Below are 21,215 nucleotides of genomic sequence, written 5' to 3' on the forward strand. Positions count from 1 at the left end.
ACGTCGACGCCATCCAGAGGTTAGCCGGCTCTATATTTCCGCGGATCCTGCGGGCCCTGCCGACCGCAACTCCAATTTCGTGGCTGCCCTGTCAGAGTGCGTGCAGAAGTTCTTGCCGAATGGGCTCGAGATAGGTTTGCGGATGCAAGCGTCCCCAAACATGGTCGCGCTCGGTCAGATGCTTAGCCTGCTCTATCCAGCGCCTTGGCGCATCGGGGTCCCTGACCTCATGCCAGTCGTCGACGATAATGACCGGCAGACCCTGATAGAGCGGGTCGAGCGGCGAGGTCTTGGTGACGACGATGCAGCCGAGATAGAACAGCTCCCATGTCCTATGGCAGTCCAGGCCGTTGCCTTCGGTGGACAGCACAAGCGGGTATTGCGAGTACAGTTGCCAGATCGAGCGCTGCGAGACGCGTTTCGCCAGGAAATCGACATGCGGACATCCGCGCAGGGCATCAAGCAGTTCCCGGCGCTGTCTCGAGCCATTGCTGATGCTGAAATCAGAGAACAGTCTGGGCGGGCGGCGGTCCACATGATCCTGCCGGGCGCGTATGATTTCCAGTTGCTTCACAAGCCCTTCCGGCGTGGCGAAGGACCGAGGCGTGTGAAGATCGAGCCCGATCGGGAAAGGCTTGACCCTGGGGTGAGTGCCGTCACAATTCTGGCTGTACCAGGAGACCAGGAAGGGGTTGGCGAGAAGCTGGTCGACGGTGTCCTTCGCCAGATCCGACGGCACCGAAGCATCGCCATCGGTCGTCAGCAGCGTGAACGGTGCCGTGATCGTCGGCAACACGATCCTGACGAACGTGTCGAGATCACAGGTTTGCGCATCCCTGGACAAGGTGCTCAGACGCAGCCAGACGATGCCATGTGCGCCGCTGTAATGCTGGCGGAAAAATGCCTCGCTCTGTGTCGATGCGGTTGACGCGTTGCGATACCAGCGCGGCCCGGCGAAATCGCAGAAATGTCCGATCCCCTGCGACCACAGCACGGGCGGAACGCCAAGAAATCTCAGCGCCCTGGAATAGACGGCTCTTTTGACTGCCCTTCGCAACCTGCCCATGGGCAACTCCTAGCGCGGATGCCAATACCGTTGCAACGTGCTGCCCGACATATTCGCCTTGAGCGGAACATAGGCCAAAAGTTTCCCCGCAATACCCATTCCGGCTCCGGAGAACCCAACTTACGACAGGCGCAGCCGCCGGCGAGGCAGGCGGCGATCTACAGACTTGATTATGACAAAGGTCGAAGGGCTTGCGGTCGGCGCAGGCCGCACGTCTCAATCGTGCAATTCCCGCGATATCGGCGGCCCCACCGAAAAGCCGGAGAATGTGACCTCGAAGCCCTCGCGTTGCGGCGAACAGCACATCATGCCGACATCGACCGTCCTGGAGATCGGAAAGTAGGCAAGCCGCACAGGCTTCCAGTGGCCGTCGGAAGCATCGAGATACTGGACACGGATCGTTTCGGCGTGACGGGTCAGCCGGATCCTGACGCCGCCCGGACCGGCATGAATGGCGACCAGCGACCAGTCTGACGTGTCGTTGGTGACCACGACGGAGAAATAGGCAAGGCCGTCGGTGTACTCGATACCGGCCTTGATCCAATGGGTTTCGCTGAGCCGCACCATCAGCCCCGCCTGATCATAAAGCACCTCGTAGTCGCCTTTGACGGTGACCTCGGCGGTGAAATCGCCTTCGACGGGCCGGTGCAGGAAGTGGCCATTGTCGCGCCAGAAACCGTAGAAGGTCTCGCGCCAGAAATCGGTCTCCTTGCCGGTGCGCACACGAACGCTGTCGCCGTCGATAGAATGGTGCGGCGGCGGGTTAAGCCAGGTCAGGTCCTGCACTGTCATCCTTCGCGCCGCTCCAATCCAGATGTGCATGGCGGGGTTGCCGGCGTGGCCGGCAGTGACCGATCAGCCCGGCTGATCGGTCGACGGCTGATCAGCCCGCGAATGTATAGGCCGTCTTTACCGTGGTGTAGAACTCCGCCGCATAGTGGCCCTGCTCGCGCGGCCCATAGCTCGAACCCTTGCGGCCGCCGAAGGGAACATGGAAATCGACACCCGCCGTCGGCAGGTTGACCATCACCATGCCGGCCTCCGAATTGCGCTTGAAGTGCGTGGCATGCTTGAGGCTCGAGGTGCAGATGCCGGAGGTCAAGCCGAAGGGCGTGTCGTTGGCGACGGAAAGCGCCTCGTCATAGTCCTTGACGCGAATGACGCTGGCGACAGGCCCGAAAATCTCCTCGCGCGAACTGCGCATGGCGTTGGTCGCCTCGGTCAGCAACGCCGGCTGCAGGTAGAAGCCCGGCGTCTTGCGGTCGAGCCGCTCGCCACCGAAGGCGAGCGTGGCACCTTCCCTGACACCGATGGCGATATAGTCCTCGTCCTGCTTCAGCTGCGTCGCGTCGACGACAGGACCGATCTGGGTCTGCGCGTCGAGCGCATCGCCGATGACCAGTTTGCTCATGCGATCCTTGAGGGCGTCGACGAAGCGGTCGTGAATGCCGTCAGCCACAATCAGCCTGGACGAGGCGGTGCAGCGCTGGCCGGTCGAGAAGAAGGCACCGTTGAGCGCGCAATCGACGGCGATCGCGAGGTCGGCATCGTCGAGCACGACCAGCGGGTTCTTGCCGCCCATTTCAAGCTGGAACTTGCGCATGTGTTCGATGCTTGCCGCAGCGACGCGCTTGCCGGTGCCGACCGAGCCGGTGAAGCTGATGGCGTTGACATCGGGACTGTCGAGCATCGCCTGACCGACGACCGAGCCCTTGCCCATGACGAGATTGAGCACGCCCTTCGGCAGGCCGGCGCGATGCAGGATGTCGACGATGGTCCAGGCGCTCTCGGGAACTAGCTCCGCAGGCTTGAAGACGACGGTGTTGCCGTGTGTCAGCGCCGGGGCGATCTTCCAGGCCGGAATAGCGATCGGAAAATTCCACGGCGTTATGATGCCGACCACGCCGACCGCCTCGCGCGTCATCTCGACGCCGACGCCCGGCCGCACGCTCGGCACGACCTCTCCGGTCAAACGCAACGTTTCGCCGGCAAAGAAGTCGAATATCTGGGCGGCGCGAATTGTCTCGCCGATGCCTTCGGCCAGCGTCTTGCCTTCCTCTCGCGCCAGATTGCGGCCGATCTCGTCCTTGCGCGCCAGAATCTCGTCGGAGGCCTTTTTCAACACCGCGTGACGCGCCAGCGGACCGGAGCGGGACCAAGCCGGGAACGCTGCCTTGGCCGCAGCGATCGCCTGCTGGGCCTGTTCGACACCCGCCGATGCATAATCGCCGACGATGTCGCCGGTATCCGAGGGGTTGATGTTGCGCGAACCGGCATCGCCGACCCACTCGCCATCGATGAGGTTCTTTCGAAACAGCGTCATATCGTGTGTTCCTGCTTGTTGGCCGCGCGGGCATCTGTCTGAACTGGTATTTGCCAGACAATTGCCTCGCGGGAAAGCAAACAGTGAACCGCCGGCCGCGACAAAAATCCCCGTGCCTGCGCCGCGCGGATGGCGGGCGACGACGATTCCCCATCGAGCCTCGATGCAGCCAACCTCCATCGTGCATCAATCGGCTTGGGCCGATTCATTCTGTACACTTATGTCCATAGCCTTGATTTGCCTGAGGCAGCATGTCATGCGTCGTGTCGATGGCAGCTCTCGAAACGACGATTCAGCGCGCCGGCGCCACCGGCAACATCAAGGCCACTCGCGAAGACTGGCTGAAGCTTGCGCTTGAAACGTTGATCTCTGACGGAGTCGAACGCGTCCGCGTGCTGACGCTTGGCCAGAAGCTCGATGTGTCGCGCTCCAGCTTCTACTGGTATTTCAAGAGCCGGCAGGATCTGCTCGACCAGTTGCTGGATTACTGGCGGCAGACGAATACCAAATTCATCGTGGAACGCGCCAGGCGGCCTTCCGCCACCGTCATACGCGGGGTGATGAGCATTTTCGAATGCTGGGTGGACGAAAGGCTGTTCGACCCCCAGCTGGATTTCGCGATCAGGGCCTGGGCCCGTCGCTCGCCCGCCATCAGGCGCGCCTTAGACGAGGCCGACGAGGAGCGTGTCAACGCCATACGCGACATGTTCATGCGTCACGGCTACGACGAGGAGGATGCCTTCGTGCGGGCCCGCGTGCTGTATTTCATGCAGATCGGCTATTACTCGCTTGAGCTCAACGAGCCGATGAGCAGCCGCCTGCCTCACGTCGCCGGTTATCTGCGCAGCTTCACCGGCCAGGAGCCTCCGGCGGAGGATGTCGAGGACTTCTCGCGCTATGTCGAGAAGACGCTTTCGCGCAACCGATAGTACGGCCCGGCCGCCGCGGCCTGACGATTTCGCTTCGCGCATCGGCCCAATAGCAAGCACGGTTGCTGCCGACAGCAGCAGAGGAGCCCTCTGCCGTATCGGCGCAGAGCGGCGTCACGGGCGCTCATTCCGCTGCCCGCCAACCTCTAGACACATATGTACAATACCGATAGGGTACTCCACACTGGCTGGGTGGAGTGCGACAGGATGAAATCCCAATATCGGGCGATCGTCATCGGCGGCGGCGTGGTTGGAGCCTCGGTGCTCTATCACCTGGCGAAGTTCGGCTGGAGCGACGTCGCGCTGATCGAACGCGAGGTGCTGACCGCAGGGTCGAGTTGGCATGCGGCCGGCGGGTTCCATGCGCTGAACGCCGATCCCAACATCGCCGCCCTGCAGGCCTACACGATCGACCTGCTCTCCGAGGTCGAGAAGGAATCGGGCCAGAGCATCGGCATGCACATGACCGGCGGTATTTCGGTCGCCTCGGCGCCGGAGCGCTGGGAATGGCTCAAGGCTTCCTACCGCATCTTCCAGACCATGGGCATCGACGATGTCCACCTGGTCGGAGTCGATGAGATCAAGCAGCGCTGCCCGATCCTCAACACCGACGGCATGCTGGGTGGACTCTATGCCGCGCGCGAAGGCCATATCGATCCCTCGGGCGTCGTGCACGCCTATGCCAAGGCAGCCAGGCTGCGCGGCGCCGATATCATCGAGCACAACCGCGTGCTGGCACTCAACCGCCGCGCGGACGGCGGCTGGGACGTAGTCACCGAGAAGGGCACGGTGATTGCCGAACACGTCGTCAATGCCGGCGGGCTGTGGGCCAAGCAGGTCGGCCGGATGGCCGGCATCGACCTGCCGGTGTCGCCGATGGAGCACCATTATCTCGTCACCGAGGCGCTGCCCGAAATCCAGGCGCTGGACAAGGAATTGCCGCTGATCGTCGATCTCGAAGGCTTCACCTACATGCGCCAGGAACAGAAAGGCCTGCTGCTCGGCATCTACGAGATCAACCACAAGCACTGGAACATGGATGGGGCGCCGTGGGATTACGGCATTGAACTGATCCAGGAAGACACCGACCGCATCGCCGACGAGTTGGCCCTCGGCTTCAGCCGATACCCCTGCCTGGAGAATGCCGGCATCAAGCGCTGGGTGAACGGCGCCTTCACCTTCTCGCCGGACGGCAATCCGCTGGTCGGCCCGGTGCGCGGGGTTCCCAACTACTGGGTGGCGTGCGGCGTCATGGCCGGTTTCCTGCAAGGCGGCGGGGTCGGCAAGTCGCTTGCCGAATGGATGATCCATGGCGAGCCGGAAGCCGATGTCTACGGCATGGACATCGCCCGCTATGGCGATTTCGCCTCCAACCGCGAATACATCAGGCAGACCACCGGGCAGTTCTATTCGCGCCGCTTTGTCATGAGCTATCCCAACGTGCAGTTGCCGGCGGGGCGGCCCTTGAAGACAGCCGGCGCGCATGACGCGATGGATGCCGCCGGCGCGCGCTGGGGCAATTCATGGGGCATGGAAGTGCCGCTCTATTTCGCGCCGCATGGCTTCGTCGAGACACCGACGCTGAAGCGCTCCAACGCCTTCGACATCGTCGCACAGGAGTGCCGCAAGGTGCGCGAGGGCGTCGGTCTGCTCGATATCACTGCCTTCTCACGCTACGAAATCGCCGGGCCGCAGGCGGAAGCTTGGCTCGACCGGCTGCTTGCCTGTGCGCTGCCCAATCCGGGTCGCGCCAAGCTCGCGGCTATGCTCGGCGAAAACGGCAAGCTCAAGGGCGACCTCACCGTCTTCAACTGGGGCGATGGCTCCTGGTGGATCATGGGATCCTACTATCTGCGGCAGTGGCATATGCGCTGGTTCGAGCAGCATATGAGCGACGGCGTCACCGTCCGCGACATTTCAGACGCGGTCGTCGGTTTCTCGCTGGCTGGTCCCAATGCGCGAATGCTGCTTGAGCGCCTCACACATCAGGACGTTTCGCACGAGGCCTTTGGCTTTCTAGCCTGCAAGACATTGGATGTCGGGCTGGTGCGGGCCAAAGTCGGGCGGCTCTCGGTCATCGGCGAACTCGGCTACGAGATCCATTGCCAGGCCAATGAGCACGCAGGCCTGCGCCGCGCGCTGCTTGCCGCAGGCAGCGATCTGGGCGTCACCGAATACGGCTTCGGCGCGGTCAATTCGCTGCGGCTCGAAAAGAGCTTTGGTATCTGGTCGCGCGAGTTCACGCAGGACTATACGCCCGATGAGACCGGGATGGACCGCTGGATCGCTTTCGACAAGGGCGATTTCATCGGCCGCGAGGCGGCCCGGAAGGAGCCGAAGGCTTCATCGAGGCGCACGCTGGTGACGCTCGAAATCGACGCGGTGGACGCCGATGCCAGCGGTTACGAGCCGGTCTGGTATAGAGGCAAGCTTGCTGGCTTCGTCACCTCGGGCGGCTACGGCCATACGGTCGGCAAGAGCCTCGCCATGGCGCTGGTCGAGCGCGAGGTGGCTGATATCGATACGCAGTTGACAACCCACATCGTCGGCGTCGAAAGAGGTGCGCGCGTCATCGCCTCGTCGCCATACGATCCACTGGGCAAGGCGATGCGGGCATGACCGATCGAACCGGTGACGTCAGTGCGGAAGACCATGCGATGATCCACGTTTCTTTCCGAAAATCAGGCCTGTCCGGCACGTCATGACCACACGCTATTCCGCCTTTTCGCTGTTCAAGGAGGGCCTGGCCGGCCAAACCGGCTGGCAACCGGCGTGGCGCTCGCCCGAGCCGAAACTGTCCTATGATGCGATCGTCATCGGTGGCGGCGGCCATGGGCTGGCAACGGCCTATTACCTGGCCAAGAACCACAACATCACCAGCGTAGCGGTGCTGGAAAAAGGCTGGATCGGCGGCGGCAACACCGGCCGCAACACCACCGTGGTGCGCTCCAACTACTATTATCCGGAGAGCATCGAGCTCTACGGGCTGGCGCACCGGCTCTATGAGGGATTGTCGAAAGAGCTCAACTACAACGTCATGCTGTCGCAACGCGGCATGGTCAATCTCTGCCACTCGACCGGCGAGATGGAGATCGGCGCCCGCACCGTCAACGCCATGCAGATCAACGGCATCGATGCGGAGCTGTTTTCGCCTGACGATGTGCGCCGGGTGGCGCCGATCTACAATTTTTCACCGGACGCACGCTTCCCGGTGTTCGGCGGTATCTGGCAAGGCAGGGCCGGAACGGCACGCCATGATGCGGTCGCCTGGGGCTATGCGCGGGCCGCAAGCCGACTCGGCGTCGACATCATCCAGAACTGCGAGATCACCGATTTCATCATCGAGGGCGGCCGCTGCCGTGGCGTCCAGACCTCGCGTGGCGCGATCCGTGCCGAGCGTATCGGCATGGCGGTGGCCGGGCATTCTTCGGTGCTGGCGGCCAAGGCCGGCTTCCGCCTGCCGATCAATTCCTATGCGCTGCAGGCCTGCGTGTCCGAACCGGTCAAGCCGATCCTCGACACGGTGGTGCTGTCGCCCGGCTGCGGCGTCTATGTCAGCCAGTCGGACAAGGGCGAGATCGTCATCGGCGGCGGGCTCGACCGCATCCCCTCCTACGCGCAGCGCGGCAATCTGCCGACGCTGGAGGGGGTGATCGCCGGCCTTTTGGAGATGTTCCCGATCTTCGGCCAGCTCAAGCTGATGCGGCAATGGGCTGGGATCGTCGATGTCGTGCCGGACTCCTCGCCGATCATCGGCCCCTCGCCGCTGCCCGGCCTGTTCCTCAATTGCGGCTGGGGCACGGGCGGCTTCAAGGCCATTCCCGCAGGCGGCACGCTGCTGGCGAACCTGCTGGCGACTGGCGAACACAACCACATCAGCCGTCCGTTCGACCTTGATCGCTTCGCCAGCGGGCGGCTGATCGACGAAGCGGCCGGCTCCGGCATCGCACACTGATGCATGTCGCCCAAAAGTACGCAGCGGTTTTGGGAGAACGACATGCATAAAGACGAAGATTGAGGATTTTATGCAGCTTTTCCCTTGCCCATTCTGCGGCCCGCGCGACGAAACCGAATTCCACTATGGCGGCGATGCCGGAAATGCGCGGCCGGATGGCGCCGATGTGCCGATCGATCGCTGGGCTGATTACCTCTATCTGCGCACCAATCCGAAAGGCACGGCGCGCGAAATCTGGGTTCACATGAACTGCGGCGAGTTCTTCGTCATGGAGCGCGACACCGTCACCCACAAGGTGCTGTCCTCGGCCGCACTCGGCGGGGAGCACGTCGCGTGACCGCCTCACGTCTTGCCACCGGCGGCAGCGCCATCGACCGCTCGCGCCCGATCCGCTTCAGCTTCGACGGAACCATCGTGCAAGGCTTTGCCGGTGACACCATCGCCTCGGCGCTGCTGGCGGGTGACGTCGCGGTCGTCGGCCGCAGCTTCAAATACCACCGGCCGCGCGGCATATGGGGCGCCGGCGTCGAGGAGCCAAATGCGCTGGTCGATCTCGGCGGCACGCGGGCAACGCCGAACACCCGCGCCACGACCGAGCCGGCGCGGGACGGACTGGTGGCGAAAAGCGTCAACGCCACGCCCAGCGCGCTGGCCGACCGCAACGCCTTCCTCGACCGTTTCGCGCGCTTCATTCCAGCGGCGTTCTACTACAAGACCTTCATGTGGCCGGACTGGCACAGGTTCGAGCCGCGCATCCGCGCCATGGCGGGATTGGGCACAGTCGACGCCGACTGGACCTCGCCCGGCAAGGCCGACCAGATCAACCATCATTGCGATGTGCTGGTTGTAGGCGCGGGACCGGCCGGGCTGGCGGCGGCAGGGCTGGCGTCCGGTGCTGGCCTGACCGTCGCACTGGTCGACGACCAGCAGAGTCCCGGCGGATCGCTCGGCCATCGTGCCGCGGAGATCGACGGCAAGCCGGCGGCCGTATGGGTCAAGGAGACGATTGCCGAGCTTGCCGCTGGCGGTCACCTCATCCTGCCTTCGACCACCGCCTTCGGCATTTACGACCACAATCTGGTCGGGCTGAACCAGCGTCATCTCGACGGCCGGCCGGATACGCTGTGGCGGGTCAGGCCGCGCCAGATCGTGCTGGCGACCGGCGCCATCGAACGGCCGCTGCCTTTCGCCAACAACGATCTGCCGGGCATCATGTCGGCGGATGCGGCGTTCGCCTATCTCCGGCGCCACGCTGTGCTGGTCGGCCGCCGCATCATCGTCGCCACCAACAATGACAGCGCCTATGAGGTGGCGGGGGCGCTTGCCGAGGTCGGCGCCGAAGTCAGGCTTGTCGATATCCGGCGTGACGGCACGCCTGCGGCGGCGGCCAATGTCCGGCTGATCAAGGGGCGTTCTCTCGCATCCGCCAGCGGCAAGCTGCGCGTCGACGGCGTGACGCTCGACGACGGCACGAGGTTCGATGCCGATTGCGTTGTGGTCTCGGGCGGCTGGACGCCGACCATTCATCTCTTCGGCCAGGCCAAGGGCAAGCTCGCCTGGAGCGATGCGCGCGCGGCCTTCCTGCCGGGCGAACCGGTCGGCGGTATCGCCGTGGTCGGCGCCGCAGCCGGCGCGGTCTCCTTGTCGGAGGTGTTTGCCGGCGTGGAAAAGGCATTCGCCGGCAAGGAGAACGCGGCAACACCACGCAGCACCGGGCCGGAGGCGACGGACGGCATTCTCCCGGCCTGGCCGATGCCGGGCTCGAAAGGCCGCATCTGGATCGACTACCAGAACGACGTGACGGTGAAGGACGTCGAGCTGGCCGCACGCGAAAACTTCGTCTCGGTCGAACATCTGAAGCGCTACACCACGCTCGGCATGGCGACCGACCAGGGCAAGACCTCCAACGTGCCCGGCCTGGCGCTGATGGCAGGGATTACCGGCCGCACGGTGCCGGAGGTCGGCACCACCACCTACCGGCCGCCGTTCACGCCGGTGCCGCTGGCAAGCTTTGCCGGCGCGCGCGTCGGTGAGTTGATGGCGCCGGTACGGCGGCTGCCGCTCGAAAACGTCCATCGCGCCAGCGGCGCTGTCTTCCAGGAATATGGCGGCTGGTTGCGGCCTGCTCATTATGGCGGCAACGCGGACGCGGAACGTTCGATCGCGGACGAGGCGCGACGTGCGCGCCAGTCGGTCGCGCTGTTCGATGGTTCGACGCTCGGCAAGATCGAGGTGATCGGGCCGCAGGCGGCGGCGTTCGTCGATTTCCTCTACTACAACACCATGTCAACATTGAAACCGGGCCGCTGCCGCTATGGCTTCATGCTGTCTGAGAACGGCGTGGTCTTCGACGACGGCGTGCTGGTGCGGCTGGACGAGCATCGCTTCGTCGTGTCGTGCTCGTCCTCGCATGTCGCCGCCGTCCATGCGCGGCTGGAGGAATGGCGCCAGGACCGTTTTGGCCGCGGCGCCGTCTACATCCACAACGCCACACCGGACATGGCGACACTGACCGTTTCGGGGCCAAATGCCCGCAAGCTGCTGGAAAAGCTGCATCTTGGCCTCTCGCTCGACGATGCCGACCTGCCGCATATGGCGATCGGTCATGGCACTTATGCCGGCGACGAAGTCCGCATCGCCCGCGTCAGTTTCACCGGCGACAGGAGCTACGAGATTTCGATCCGGGCCGACCACGCCGAGCCGCTATGGGCGCATCTGCGCGAGGCCGGCCAGGCGCTCGACGCCGTCGTCATCGGCCTGGAGGCGCTGATGATCCTGCGTGCCGAAAAGGGTTTTATCGTCATCGGCAAGGACACCGACGGCACCACATTGCCGCATGATCTCGGCGTCCACGGTCCGCGGGCCAAACGCAAGACCGAGTTCGTCGGCCGCCGCTCATTGTTCACCGAGGAGGCGTCGCGTGACAATCGCATGCAGCTTGTCGGGCTGGCAGTGCCGCAAGGCGAAGCACCGCTGCCGACCGGCGCGCATGGCATCAAACGGATCGACGGCAGATTGCACAGCCAGGGCTTTGTCACCTCGAGCTACCAGAGCCCGACGCTTGGCCGCCCGGTTGCGCTTGGGCTGATAGAGCGCGGCGCGACGCGGCACGGCGAGACGATCGACATCCAGCATCTCGGCAAGATCAGCAAGGCGACGATTACCGCCCCTTGCGCCTTCGACCCGGCAGGAGACCGGCTGCATGCGTGATCTCGCGGAAAAATGGTCTGTTGCACCGGATTGGCAATCGGCGGTGATCAAGGTGCCCGGCCTTGTGGTACGCGCGGTCTGCGGCCTCAACCAGTTGCTGGTCAGCGGCGACCTCGACGCGTGGGCGCGGGCTTCGAGCGCCGACGGGAACGGAATCGGAGCCTTTGGCACCGCACAAGGTGACCGCTATGCGGCGCGGCTGGCGCGCGACCGGTTGCTCGTCGTCTCGAACAGCGTCCTCGCCATCGCGACGGGCTGGCATGCAGACGGGTTCGCGGTGACGGCGATCAGCGCCGGGCTGCAAATGTTCGAGGCCGAGGGCACGGCGCTCGACGCTTTCATCGCGCGTGGAACGACGCTCGATCCCAGCCAAGCGAGCGCCAGTGCAGCGCTCTCATTCGCAGGCATCAGCGCCGTCGTCTATCGCCGTGACGGCAAGCTGCGCATCCATGTCGATCGCGGTCTTGCCGCCTATCTCTGGACATGGATGGAAATTGCCGCCGGCAACATCGCCGCAGGATCAGCGAAGTAGCCGGTTACGGCTGGTCAGAGTGTGAACGACCAGAACAGGCAGGCCAGCGTCGCGGCGGCAAAGACGACGAAGAACAGGCTGCGCAGCAGGACGTTGCGGCGCAGCTCGTTCATGACGAAGTGACAACCGACGATCGCCGCGGCAAACAGGAACCGCCAGTTCAGCAATGTCCACACGGCGCTGCCCTGCCCGAACGCCCATCTGGCGACCAGACAGCCGACGATGGTCGCAAACAGTGCGATCACGGTCCAGAAAAGGGCGTCTGCGGCATGGGTCAGGACAATGCCGGCCGCCCTGATCGGCAGGATCATCATCAGCATCGCGCTGAAGAAATAGACGGCGGCAATCGGGATGAACACGCCGGCGTCGGCAATGCCGTCAAGGCGCCTGACGCCGATCGCGCCATAGGGATAGCCGTGCCTGGCGACAGCCAGGCTCAACGCCATGAGCAAGGCGGTCAGCACGGCGACCAATGCGAAGGATGTAAGGGCTTTGCTCATGACGTTCCTGTCCCAGACGAATCAGACAGGAACGGTTTTAGCGGTCGGTCGTAAATTGCGCGTAAGCGGGGGCGCTGCCCTCACGGATTTCGTTCAGTTCAATCTGGCTGACGACAGGCTATTCAGCGGCGATCCGGCCTGCCGAACGATTGGCCAGCACAAAGCCGACCTCGTCGACCGCCTGCGCCGCACGCTTAAGGATCGCCTCGGAGCGCAGCACGCCGTCGGTGAAATCCTTGTCGGTGGCGTAGACGGCGGTGGGCAGCGCAAAGGCCTCGAAGAAGCCGAACAGCGGCCGCAGCTGATGCTCGACGATCAAGGCATGGCGCTCGCCACCGCCGGTCGCCGTCAGCACGATGGGCTTTCCCCGCAATGCCGCCGGATCGATCAGATCGAAGAAATGCTTGAACAGGCCGGTATAGCTGCCCTTGTAGGTCGGCGAGCCCACGACAAACACGTCGGCGGCGAGGATTTGTTCCAGGATCGCGTGCGCCTGGCCGTCGAGATCGCGGGCCCATTTCGCCGTTCCCAGCGACGGCCCGAGATCCTCGATATCATAGGTGCTCGCCGATAGGCCGTGGCTGGCGGCGATGTCCCTGGCGACCAGATCGACGAAGGCGCGCGTCTTTGACGGCCTGGTGATGTTGCCGGAAAAGCCGACGACTGTTGGGTTTGACATGGCAGTGGGCCTCTTGAATGGTCGAAGGTTTGACGTGGCGGGCCGCCAGCCCGCCGGTGGAAATCAGCTCCAGGCGTGCAGCGGCGGATTTTTGCCGTTGAGGAAATATTTGCCGAGGATCGAGTATTTCCAGCGCACCGGATCGTGCAGCGTGTGCGTGCGGGCGTTGCGCCAATGCCGGTCGAGATTGTGCTCGGCCAGGGTTGAGCGGGTCCCTGCCAGTTCGAACAGCTTGTTGGTGGCGGCGATGGCGATCTCTGTCGACAAGATCTTGGCTTCAGCAGTGACGATCTGGGCGTGCGCCACCGTCTCGGCTGTCGGCTCGGCCACTGCCCGGTCGATTGCATGACCGGCCTTTTCGAGCAGCGCCTGCGCCGCGTGCAGGCGCAGCGTCAGGTCGCCGATGGCCTGAATGGTGTAGGGATCGTCCCAGGCGTTGTCGACGCCGCTGTCGATCCAGGCGCGGCTTTTGGTCCTGACGAAATCGACCGTCTCGTCGATCGCCGCCTGGGCGATGCCGGTGTCCACGGCCACCTGGATGATCTGGAAGATGGCGCCGTCGGCGGTCGGTTTGTCGTAGCCCTTGTAGCCGGGTACCAGATGCGTCTTCGGCACCTTGACGTTGTCGATGATGACGGTGCCGGACAGGGTCGTGCGCTGGCCGAAGCTCGACCAGTCGTCGATAACGGTCAGGCCGGGTGCGCCGCGGTCGGCGATCGCATACCAGGCGCGGCCCTCGTCATCGAGCGCCACGATCGGCACCAGATGGGCGAGCAGCGCGCCGGACGAATAGAATTTCCGGCCGTTGACAACCACATGATCGCCGGCATCGGTGAAGCGGGTCTCAAAATCGGCGGCGCGCTTGGAGCCGAACTCGGAAAAGGCGTTGCCGAACCGGGTGCCCTTCAGCGCTTCGGCGAACAGCAGCTTCTGCTGGTCCGCGTCGGAGACGGTGCGGATGGCAGCGACGACGCCGAGATGGTTCTGCGCAACCTGGCCGATCGAGGAATCCGCCGCCGAGATGATCTCGATCACCTTCGCCAGCGTCGCATAGGACACCTCCGGCCCACCGAATGCCTTGGGTACATTGATCGACCACAGGCCGCTTTGCGAAAAGGCATCGAGTTCGGCGACCGGCCAGATCCGTTCACGGTCGCGCCGGGAGGAGTCCTTGACGAATTCGGCGGCGAGCGCATGGGCAACCGCAATCGCCTCGGCGTCGTCCTTGATGATGTGCGCCGGGGCGGTCGGCCTTGCGACTGGCGGCACGGCGGCGGAAGCCTTGTCGGTCTTGACGGTCGAAACGGTCATTTCACTGCTCCTTGGGATTTCGATTCAGGCAACGGCGTGGAGATGGGCGGGCTTGGTGGCGGGTGACGCCTGTTGCCCGGGGTTCGATTGACCGAGATAGAAGGCCCTGATGTCCTCGCGCTGGCGAAGCTCGGGGGCCGCGCCGGCGAGAACGGAAACGCCGTTCTCCAGCACCGTGGCATGGTCGGCATATCGCAGCGCCACTGCGGAGTTCTGCTCGGCGACCAGGATGGATAGGCCAGTCTCGCGGTTGAGTTTTTTCAAGCTCTGGAAGATGTCCTGGACGATGATTGGCGCGAGCCCCATCGACGGTTCGTCCAGGACGAGCAGCCGCGGCCGCGACATCAGCGCCCTGCCGATGGCGGTCATCTGCTGTTCGCCGCCGGAGGTCAGGCCGGACAATGTCCGGCGTTTTTCCCGAAGCCTCGGGAAATAGCCGTAGATCCGTTCGAGATCCCCGTTGATCTCGGCGCGGCTGCCGCTGCGGCCGATGCCGCCGGCGATCAGATTCTCCTCGACGGTGAGGCTTTTGAAGCAGTGGCGGCCTTCCAGCACCTGAACCAGCCCGGCGCGCACCAGATCGCCCGGTTTGCGGCGCGAGACATCCGAGCCGTCATAGCGGATGGTGCCGGCATTGACCTGGCCGCGTTCGACCGGCAGCAGGTTGGAGACGGCCTTCAGCGTCGTGGTCTTGCCAGCGCCATTGGCACCGAGCAATGCCAGTATCTGGCCGCGCCTGAGCTCGAAACTGACACCATGCAGCGCCGTGATGGCGTGGTTGTAGGTGGCATGGACCGTGTCCACAGCAAGAATGACGTCATCGTTCGGCATAGGCTGTTCTTTCGCGGTTCGAAAACCGAACAGGTCGGGCGCCACGGAAACTTGGTCCGCGACGCCCGGCACTGACTGATCAGTTGGTGGTCACAGCATTGGCATCGTCGGAGGTGCGTAGCTTGATGCCCTTCTCGGCGGCGTAGGCCTCGGCGGACTTCTCGATGATTGGCCGCAGAAGCGCCCAGTCCGGCGCGATCCAGTCGGAGACGACGTTCCACTTCTTGCCGTCCCACTGCTGGAAGGTCACGTAGCCTTCGCCTTCATGGTTGTCCCAGCTGACATTGATCGAGTGGAACAGGTCCTTGGCGCCGAGCGCCTCGACCTTGGCCGGATCAAGCTTGAGATGCTCGAAGCCCCAGCGGACCTCGTCGCCGGTCAGCGTGCGGTGGCCGAACTTCTCCTGCGCGACCCGGATCGCCTCGACATTGAGGATGCCGTTGACGATGCCGAGATTGTGGTAGACCGAGCCGATGCGCGCCTTGTCTTCAAGGTTACCCTTGCCGGCGCCGTAGACCGTCTTCACGATCTCCTGAACCACCGGGTAGGAGTTGCCGGAAGCCTGCGTGGTGATGGCGGTGTAACCCTTGGCGGCGTCGCCGGCAGGGATGACATCCTCTTCAGAATTCGACCAGACATTGCCGACGATGTGATCGACGGGATAGCCGACCTTGACCGCCGTCTTCAGCGCCACCGGGTTCATCACACCCCAGCCGCGCAGGACGACGAAATCCGGCTTGGCGCGGCGGATGGTCAGCCACTGCGACTGCTGCTCGTTGCCGGGATGCGGCACCTCGATCTGCTGCACGGTGAAGCCGTATTTCTGCGCCAGCAGCTCATAGATCGGGATGGTCTCCTTGCCGTAGGGCGAGCCGTGATAGAGCACGACGATCTTCTTGCCCTTCAGCTTGTCGATGCCGCCTTCCTTGGAGGCGATGTAGTTCACGATGCCTGATGTCTCGCTGTAGGGATTGAGCAGCAGCGGGAAGACGTAGGGGAAGACACGCCCGTCGGTGGAATCGGTGCGGCCGTGGTTGACGGTGATCAGCGGCACCTTGTCGGCGGTGATGCGGTCGATCATGGCATAGGCGATGCCGACCGAGAGCGGGTTCCAGGCGGCGGCGCCGGCATGGCTCTTCTGCCGCTCGTAGCATTCGACGCCGCGCTCGACCTCGTACTGGGTCTCGCATTCGTCCCAGGTCAGCTTGACGCCGTTGACGCCGCCGTCGCGGATGTTGATGAGGTTGAGATAGTCGATGAAGCCGCCGAAGAAGCCGGTGCCGCCGGCCGCGTAAGGCCCGACGCGATAGCTCTGCAGCGGGAAATATTGTTCGTCGGCGTGCGCGGCGGGCAAGGCCACCGACACGATCATCGCCGCGGACAACGCCGCCGCCTTGATTGTGCTGAGGAAAGTCATGGTCGAGGTACTCCCGGTATGGGCCGTCTTGTTCGGCCCCTTGTTCATTTTCCGATGGGATTCATTTTCAATGCATCAGCTCAAGTCGACTGCCAGGCGAACAGGAGCCGTCTTCGGACCCTGTCCCACAGCGCCACCAGCCCGTCGGGTTCAAGGATCAGAAACAGGATGATGAGCGCGCCCAGAACGATGCGCTGGCTCATGTCGAGCACGCCCGAATCGAAGAGATCGCCGAGCAGGAAGCCGCCGAGGCGCGACAGAGCGAGCGGGAAAACCACAATGAGGGCGGCGCCGAAAAACGCGCCGCGGATCGAAGCCAGCCCGCCGATGATGATGATGAACAGGATCTGGAACGACCGATCGAGATCGAAGCCGTCCGGCTCGACGGTCCTCAGATAGGCGAAGGCCCAGATGACGCCTGCGACGCCGATGACGAAGGACGAGATGGCGAAGGCCAGCAGCTTGGTCCTCAGCACCGGAATGCCGATGATGCGGGCGGCGGTTTCATTGTCGCGGATGGCGATGAAGTTGCGACCGGTCTGCGACGAGACCAGCCTGTAGGCAAGGAAGGTCAGCACAGTGACAATTGTCAGCGCGAACAAATAGCGGCCGACGGCGCCGTCGAGCGCTAAACCTGAAATCGACAGTCTCGGCGCGTCGATGACGCCTGACGCCGAGTTGTTGGAGAACCAGCTGAACTTGGTCAGCCCCCATTGCACGAAGAACTGCGCGGCGAGCGTCGAGACCGCGAGATAAAAACCCTTCAGACGCAGGCTGGGCAGGCCGAAAACGATGCCGATCGCGGCGGCGACGATGCCGGCCAGGAAGATGCTGCCGATCAGCGGCAGGCCCTCGACGCGCAGGTTGAAATTATAGGCGGCGAAGGCGCCCGCCGCCATGAAGGCGGCACTGCCCAGCGAGACCTGGCCGGCATAGCCGGTGAGAATGTTCAAGCCCACGCCGGCGAGGCTGAGCGCCAGGAACGGCAGCAGGATGGCCTCGAACAGATAGCTTGAGCCGATCAGCGGCACGACACCATAGGCGAAGGCGAGCAGCAGGACCGGTACGACCCATTTCGGCAGCACCGGCGCGGCGACGAAATCGCTTGTTATCGCGGTCATTGTTCAGATCCTCTCAACGAGCTTCTGGCCGAACAGGCCGGAAGGGCGGATCAGCAGGAAGACGAGCGCGACGACATAGGCAAACCAGCTCTCGATGCCGCCGCCGAAATAATCGCCGATATAGACCTCGGCGAGCTTCTCACTGGCGCCGATCAGCAGCCCGCCGACGATGGCGCCGAGGATGGAATCGAAGCCGCCGAGCACCAGCACCGGCAGCGCCTTGAGCACCACCAGCGACAGCGAGAACTGCACGCCGAGGCGTGCGCCCCAGAGCAGTCCCGCCACCAGGGCGACAAGGCCGGCGGCAGCCCACACGGTGGCCCAGATCAGCGGCAGCCTGAGACCGACCGCGAGGGCCGCGAACTGGTCGTCGGCAACGGCGCGGAAGGAGAGGCCGATGCGGGTGTAGCGGAAGAACAGCGACAGCAGGAGGACCATGCCGGCGGCAACCACCGCGGCAAAAATGTCGAACTCGCTGATCAGCACGCCGCCGATTTCCAGCGGCACGTCCTCGATGCCGAGATCGAGGCCATGGACCTGCGTGCCCCAGATCAGCTGGGCGGCGCCCTCGATGATGTAGGACAGGCCGAGCGTCGCCATGAACAGTGTGATCGGCGGCTTGTTGGTCAGTGGCCGCAGCACCGTGCGCTCGATGGCGACACCCATCGCCACCATGATGGCGAAGGTGACCGCCAGCGCCAGCGCGAACGGAATACCGCGCTCGACGAGGCTGACGAAGGTGAGTGCCGCAAACAGCAGCATCGCGCCTTGCGCGAAATTGAGCACGCCCGAGGTCTTGTAGATGAGCACGAAGCCGATCGCGACAAGCGAATACATGACGCCTGAGAGCAGGCCGCCGACGAGCACTTCGATGAGGAATTGGTAGTCGAAATCGGCGATCATATGCCTGCCCCGTCCTCATTGTCCGAGGCGACGCCGAGATAGGCATCGATGACGCGTTGGTCGTTCCTAACTTCATCGGGCGTGGCGTCGGCGATCTTGCGGCCGTAGTCGAGAACGGCGATGCGATCGGACAGACCCATGACGACGCCGACATCGTGCTCGATCAACACCACGGTGGTGGCGAAACGATCGCGCGCGGCACGGACGAAAGACGCCATCTCGCTCTTTTCGCTCGCTGTCATGCCGGCCATCGGCTCGTCCAGCAAAAGCAGGCGCGGCTCGGCCACCAGCGCGCGGGCCAGTTCGACACGCTTCTGCAGCCCGTAAGGCAAGGTGCCGACAAGACGGTCGCGAATGGCGGTGAGATGGAGGAATTCAAGGATCTGTTCGGCACGGCTGCGTGAATCGCGCTGCTCGCCACGCGAGCGGCCGATGCCGAGCACCTGGCCGGCAAAGTTGGAGCGAACCTTGTAGGCAAGGCCAGAGGCGACATTGTCGAGGACGCTTAGGCCCTTGAACAGTGCGAGATTCTGGAAGGTTCTGGCGACGCCGAGATGGGCCAGCCGCTGCGTCGGGACCTGGGCATAGGAGGTACCGTCGAGCTGGACATGGCCGCGATCCGGCCGGTAGACGCCGCTGATGACGTTGATCAGCGAACTCTTGCCGGCGCCGTTCGGGCCGATGATGGCACGGATCTCGCCTTGGCGGACCGATAGGTCGATATCGGCCAGTGCCACGACGCCGCCAAAGGACAGGCTGATGCCCTGAAGCGAAAGCAACGCTGAGGCATGGCCGGCAACGGCCCCTGCCGACTTGGCGACATCTTCGAACGACTGCTCCGGCCGTGGACCTGACGGCAGGCCGCGCGCAAAGACCTCCGGTGCATAGGCGGAAGCCTCCATCACTCCGAGCGTATAACTGGGCAACGGCATTCCAATCGTCCTCGATTAGGCGCGCAAAGACCTATTGCCGCCCGACGGATCAGCGCGCCGGGCAAGCTCCATGTGTGCAGGCCGGCGCGTGTCCGGCGTGCCTATGGGGTGACTATTCCGCCGCCAGCGACGCCGCCGCCTCGGCGTCTTCCAGTTCGCGAACGAGCGGGATGACATGCTTGCCGAAATACTCGACCTCTTCCTGGAAGTGCAGGAAACCGAGCAGGATGAGATCCGCACCCGCGCGCTTCAGGTCGACGACGCGTTGAGCGACCTGCCTGGGGGTGCCGATCAGGTTCGAGCGGAAACCGTCATTGTACTGGACCAGATCGTCGAAGGACGATTTCGCCCAATTGCCCTCACCTTCCGGCGAGGCCTTGCCGGCATTCTTGACCTCATGGCCAAAAGCATTGACCGCGTCGGGATTGGCCTCGGCGATGATTTCGGCGAGCACCGCCCTGGCCTCGTCCTCGGTCTCGCGAACGACCGCGAAGGCGTTGACGCCAACTTTGACGGAATGGTTATTGGCCTTCGCCTTGACCCTGATATCATCGACCTGCTTGGCGATCTCGGCCGGCGTGTTGCCGTTGGTGAAGTACCAGTCCGAGACGCGCGATGCCATGTCGCGCGCGGCGCGCGACGAGCCGCCTTGGAAGATTTCGGGTACTTGCGGCGGTTTCGGCTTCAGAGAATACTCATTGAAGCGGTAGAAATCGCCACGGAAGGTGAAGCTGTCTTCAGTCCATATTCCGCGCAGCGCACGGATGAATTCCTCCGAGCGGCGATAGCGCTCGTCATGATCGAGCCAATGCTCGCCGATGGCATGGAACTCGCCACGGAACCAGCCGGAGACGAGGTTGATCGCGACGCGGCCGTTGGTCAGGTAGCTGATGGTGGCGATCTGCTTGGCCGCCAGCGCCGGGTTCCATGGTCCTGGCAGGATCGCCGCGATGACCTTGAGCGTCGTGGTCGCCGCCAGCAGATCATGGCTGAACGCCACCGATTCATGCTGTTCGTCGGCGCCGTAGCCGGCGGTGAAACGTATCTGGCTGAGCGCGTAATCGAAGCCGGCCTTCTCGGCGATCTGCGCCAGCTTGCGATTGTACTCGGCAGAATGGTTGGTGCGCTGCTCGATGTTGGAAATCACCAGGCCGCCCGAAACATTCGGCACCCAATAGGCGAATTTGATCGGATCGGCTTCTGCATGTGCCATGAACTGTCTCCCATTCAGGCCGTGTCGTTGATCGCTCCGGTCGCGCCGGCTCCGATATTTATTATGTTTATAGAATATATATACAAAGAAGGATTTTCCGTTTTTGGGGCGCTCTTGGGACGGAAATACCAATTTTCGCTGCCGAACCCGGCCCGCAGGTGTCAGCCCACGTGTGGACGGTGCGCGGCATTGGGGCCGATGGCCTGCGCTGACGGCAGCGTTACCAGCAGCTTGGCAATTTCAACCGCGACCGTCTGGGCATGGCGGGCGACTTTCCGCAGAACCATGATATC

The 21,215-nt window shown here is 63.7% G+C and carries 18 protein-coding genes; 6 read left to right on the plus strand and 12 right to left on the minus strand.

Features of this window, described 5'->3' with window-relative positions; genetic code table 11:
* Window positions 1-91: 91 nt before the first annotated feature.
* From EN990_RS21440 to EN990_RS21450, 3 genes are all read right to left on the minus strand, one after another.
* Window positions 92-1,066, minus strand: a complete 975-nt coding sequence (locus tag EN990_RS21440; protein ID WP_127369124.1) for a hypothetical protein — start codon at window positions 1,064-1,066, stop codon at window positions 92-94.
* A gap of 216 nt (window positions 1,067-1,282) precedes the next feature.
* Window positions 1,283-1,858 (minus strand): DUF1349 domain-containing protein, encoded by a 576-nt coding sequence (locus EN990_RS21445; RefSeq protein WP_063170443.1) that lies wholly within the window; start codon window positions 1,856-1,858, stop codon window positions 1,283-1,285.
* Window positions 1,859-1,949: 91 nt separating this feature from the next.
* On the minus strand, window positions 1,950-3,389 hold the full coding sequence (locus tag EN990_RS21450) for an aldehyde dehydrogenase family protein (protein WP_127384628.1): 1,440 nt from the start codon (window positions 3,387-3,389) through the stop codon (window positions 1,950-1,952).
* 269 nt (window positions 3,390-3,658) lie between these two features.
* Here EN990_RS21450 and EN990_RS21455 point away from each other — a divergent pair, with 269 nt between their 5' ends.
* The 6 genes from EN990_RS21455 to EN990_RS21480 all read left to right on the plus strand — a co-directional run bounded on the left by EN990_RS21455 (window position 3,659) and on the right by EN990_RS21480 (window position 12,015).
* On the plus strand, window positions 3,659-4,318 hold the full coding sequence (locus EN990_RS21455) for a TetR/AcrR family transcriptional regulator (RefSeq protein ID WP_024501867.1): 660 nt from the start codon (window positions 3,659-3,661) through the stop codon (window positions 4,316-4,318).
* A 207-nt stretch (window positions 4,319-4,525) separates the two neighbouring features.
* The gene (locus EN990_RS21460; protein WP_127384629.1) at window positions 4,526-6,937 is read left to right on the plus strand and encodes an FAD-dependent oxidoreductase; all 2,412 of its coding nucleotides are present in this window, start codon (window positions 4,526-4,528) and stop codon (window positions 6,935-6,937) included.
* A gap of 82 nt (window positions 6,938-7,019) precedes the next feature.
* Window positions 7,020-8,273, plus strand: a complete 1,254-nt coding sequence (locus EN990_RS21465) for a sarcosine oxidase subunit beta (protein WP_127370177.1) — start codon at window positions 7,020-7,022, stop codon at window positions 8,271-8,273.
* A 70-nt stretch (window positions 8,274-8,343) separates the two neighbouring features.
* Window positions 8,344-8,610 (plus strand): sarcosine oxidase subunit delta, encoded by a 267-nt coding sequence (locus EN990_RS21470; protein ID WP_013528149.1) that lies wholly within the window; start codon window positions 8,344-8,346, stop codon window positions 8,608-8,610.
* Complete coding sequence (locus EN990_RS21475) at window positions 8,607-11,483, plus strand: sarcosine oxidase subunit alpha family protein (RefSeq protein WP_127384630.1); 2,877 nt, start codon at window positions 8,607-8,609, stop codon at window positions 11,481-11,483. The genes EN990_RS21470 and EN990_RS21475 overlap by 4 nt, the downstream gene beginning before the upstream one ends.
* On the plus strand, window positions 11,476-12,015 hold the full coding sequence (locus EN990_RS21480; RefSeq protein ID WP_127370279.1) for a hypothetical protein: 540 nt from the start codon (window positions 11,476-11,478) through the stop codon (window positions 12,013-12,015). Before EN990_RS21475 ends, EN990_RS21480 begins: the two co-directional genes overlap by 8 nt.
* 14 nt (window positions 12,016-12,029) lie before the next feature.
* On the opposite strand, the gene EN990_RS21485 is transcribed toward EN990_RS21480, so the two are convergent.
* From EN990_RS21485 to sfnG, 9 genes are all read right to left on the minus strand, one after another.
* Entirely contained in the window at window positions 12,030-12,515 is a 486-nt protein-coding gene (locus EN990_RS21485) for a hypothetical protein (protein ID WP_013528152.1), read from the minus strand.
* A gap of 118 nt (window positions 12,516-12,633) precedes the next feature.
* Window positions 12,634-13,194 (minus strand): FMN reductase, encoded by a 561-nt coding sequence (msuE, locus tag EN990_RS21490; RefSeq protein WP_013528153.1) that lies wholly within the window; start codon window positions 13,192-13,194, stop codon window positions 12,634-12,636.
* Window positions 13,195-13,257: 63 nt separating this feature from the next.
* On the minus strand, window positions 13,258-14,505 hold the full coding sequence (locus tag EN990_RS21495) for an SfnB family sulfur acquisition oxidoreductase (RefSeq protein WP_127388382.1): 1,248 nt from the start codon (window positions 14,503-14,505) through the stop codon (window positions 13,258-13,260).
* Between the two features lie 24 nt (window positions 14,506-14,529).
* Window positions 14,530-15,336: an ABC transporter ATP-binding protein gene (locus tag EN990_RS21500; RefSeq protein ID WP_164753483.1), complete on the minus strand. Its 807-nt coding sequence runs from the start codon at window positions 15,334-15,336 to the stop codon at window positions 14,530-14,532.
* Window positions 15,337-15,415: 79 nt separating this feature from the next.
* Window positions 15,416-16,753 (minus strand): ABC transporter substrate-binding protein, encoded by a 1,338-nt coding sequence (locus tag EN990_RS21505; protein WP_027164235.1) that lies wholly within the window; start codon window positions 16,751-16,753, stop codon window positions 15,416-15,418.
* An 80-nt stretch (window positions 16,754-16,833) separates the two neighbouring features.
* The gene (locus tag EN990_RS21510) at window positions 16,834-17,874 is read right to left on the minus strand and encodes a branched-chain amino acid ABC transporter permease (protein ID WP_127384631.1); all 1,041 of its coding nucleotides are present in this window, start codon (window positions 17,872-17,874) and stop codon (window positions 16,834-16,836) included.
* Between the two features lie 3 nt (window positions 17,875-17,877).
* Complete coding sequence (locus tag EN990_RS21515) at window positions 17,878-18,777, minus strand: branched-chain amino acid ABC transporter permease (RefSeq protein ID WP_127370010.1); 900 nt, start codon at window positions 18,775-18,777, stop codon at window positions 17,878-17,880.
* Window positions 18,774-19,709 (minus strand): ABC transporter ATP-binding protein, encoded by a 936-nt coding sequence (locus EN990_RS21520; protein WP_127384632.1) that lies wholly within the window; start codon window positions 19,707-19,709, stop codon window positions 18,774-18,776. Before EN990_RS21520 ends, EN990_RS21515 begins: the two co-directional genes overlap by 4 nt.
* 112 nt (window positions 19,710-19,821) lie before the next feature.
* Window positions 19,822-20,922, minus strand: coding sequence for a dimethylsulfone monooxygenase SfnG (gene sfnG / locus EN990_RS21525; RefSeq protein WP_013528160.1), 1,101 nt, complete (start codon window positions 20,920-20,922; stop codon window positions 19,822-19,824).
* Between the last annotated feature and the right edge of the window lie 293 nt (window positions 20,923-21,215).

The sequence above is a fragment of the Mesorhizobium sp. M7A.F.Ca.US.005.03.1.1 genome (genome assembly GCF_003997975.1).
Taxonomy (GTDB): domain Bacteria; phylum Pseudomonadota; class Alphaproteobacteria; order Rhizobiales; family Rhizobiaceae; genus Mesorhizobium; species Mesorhizobium ciceri.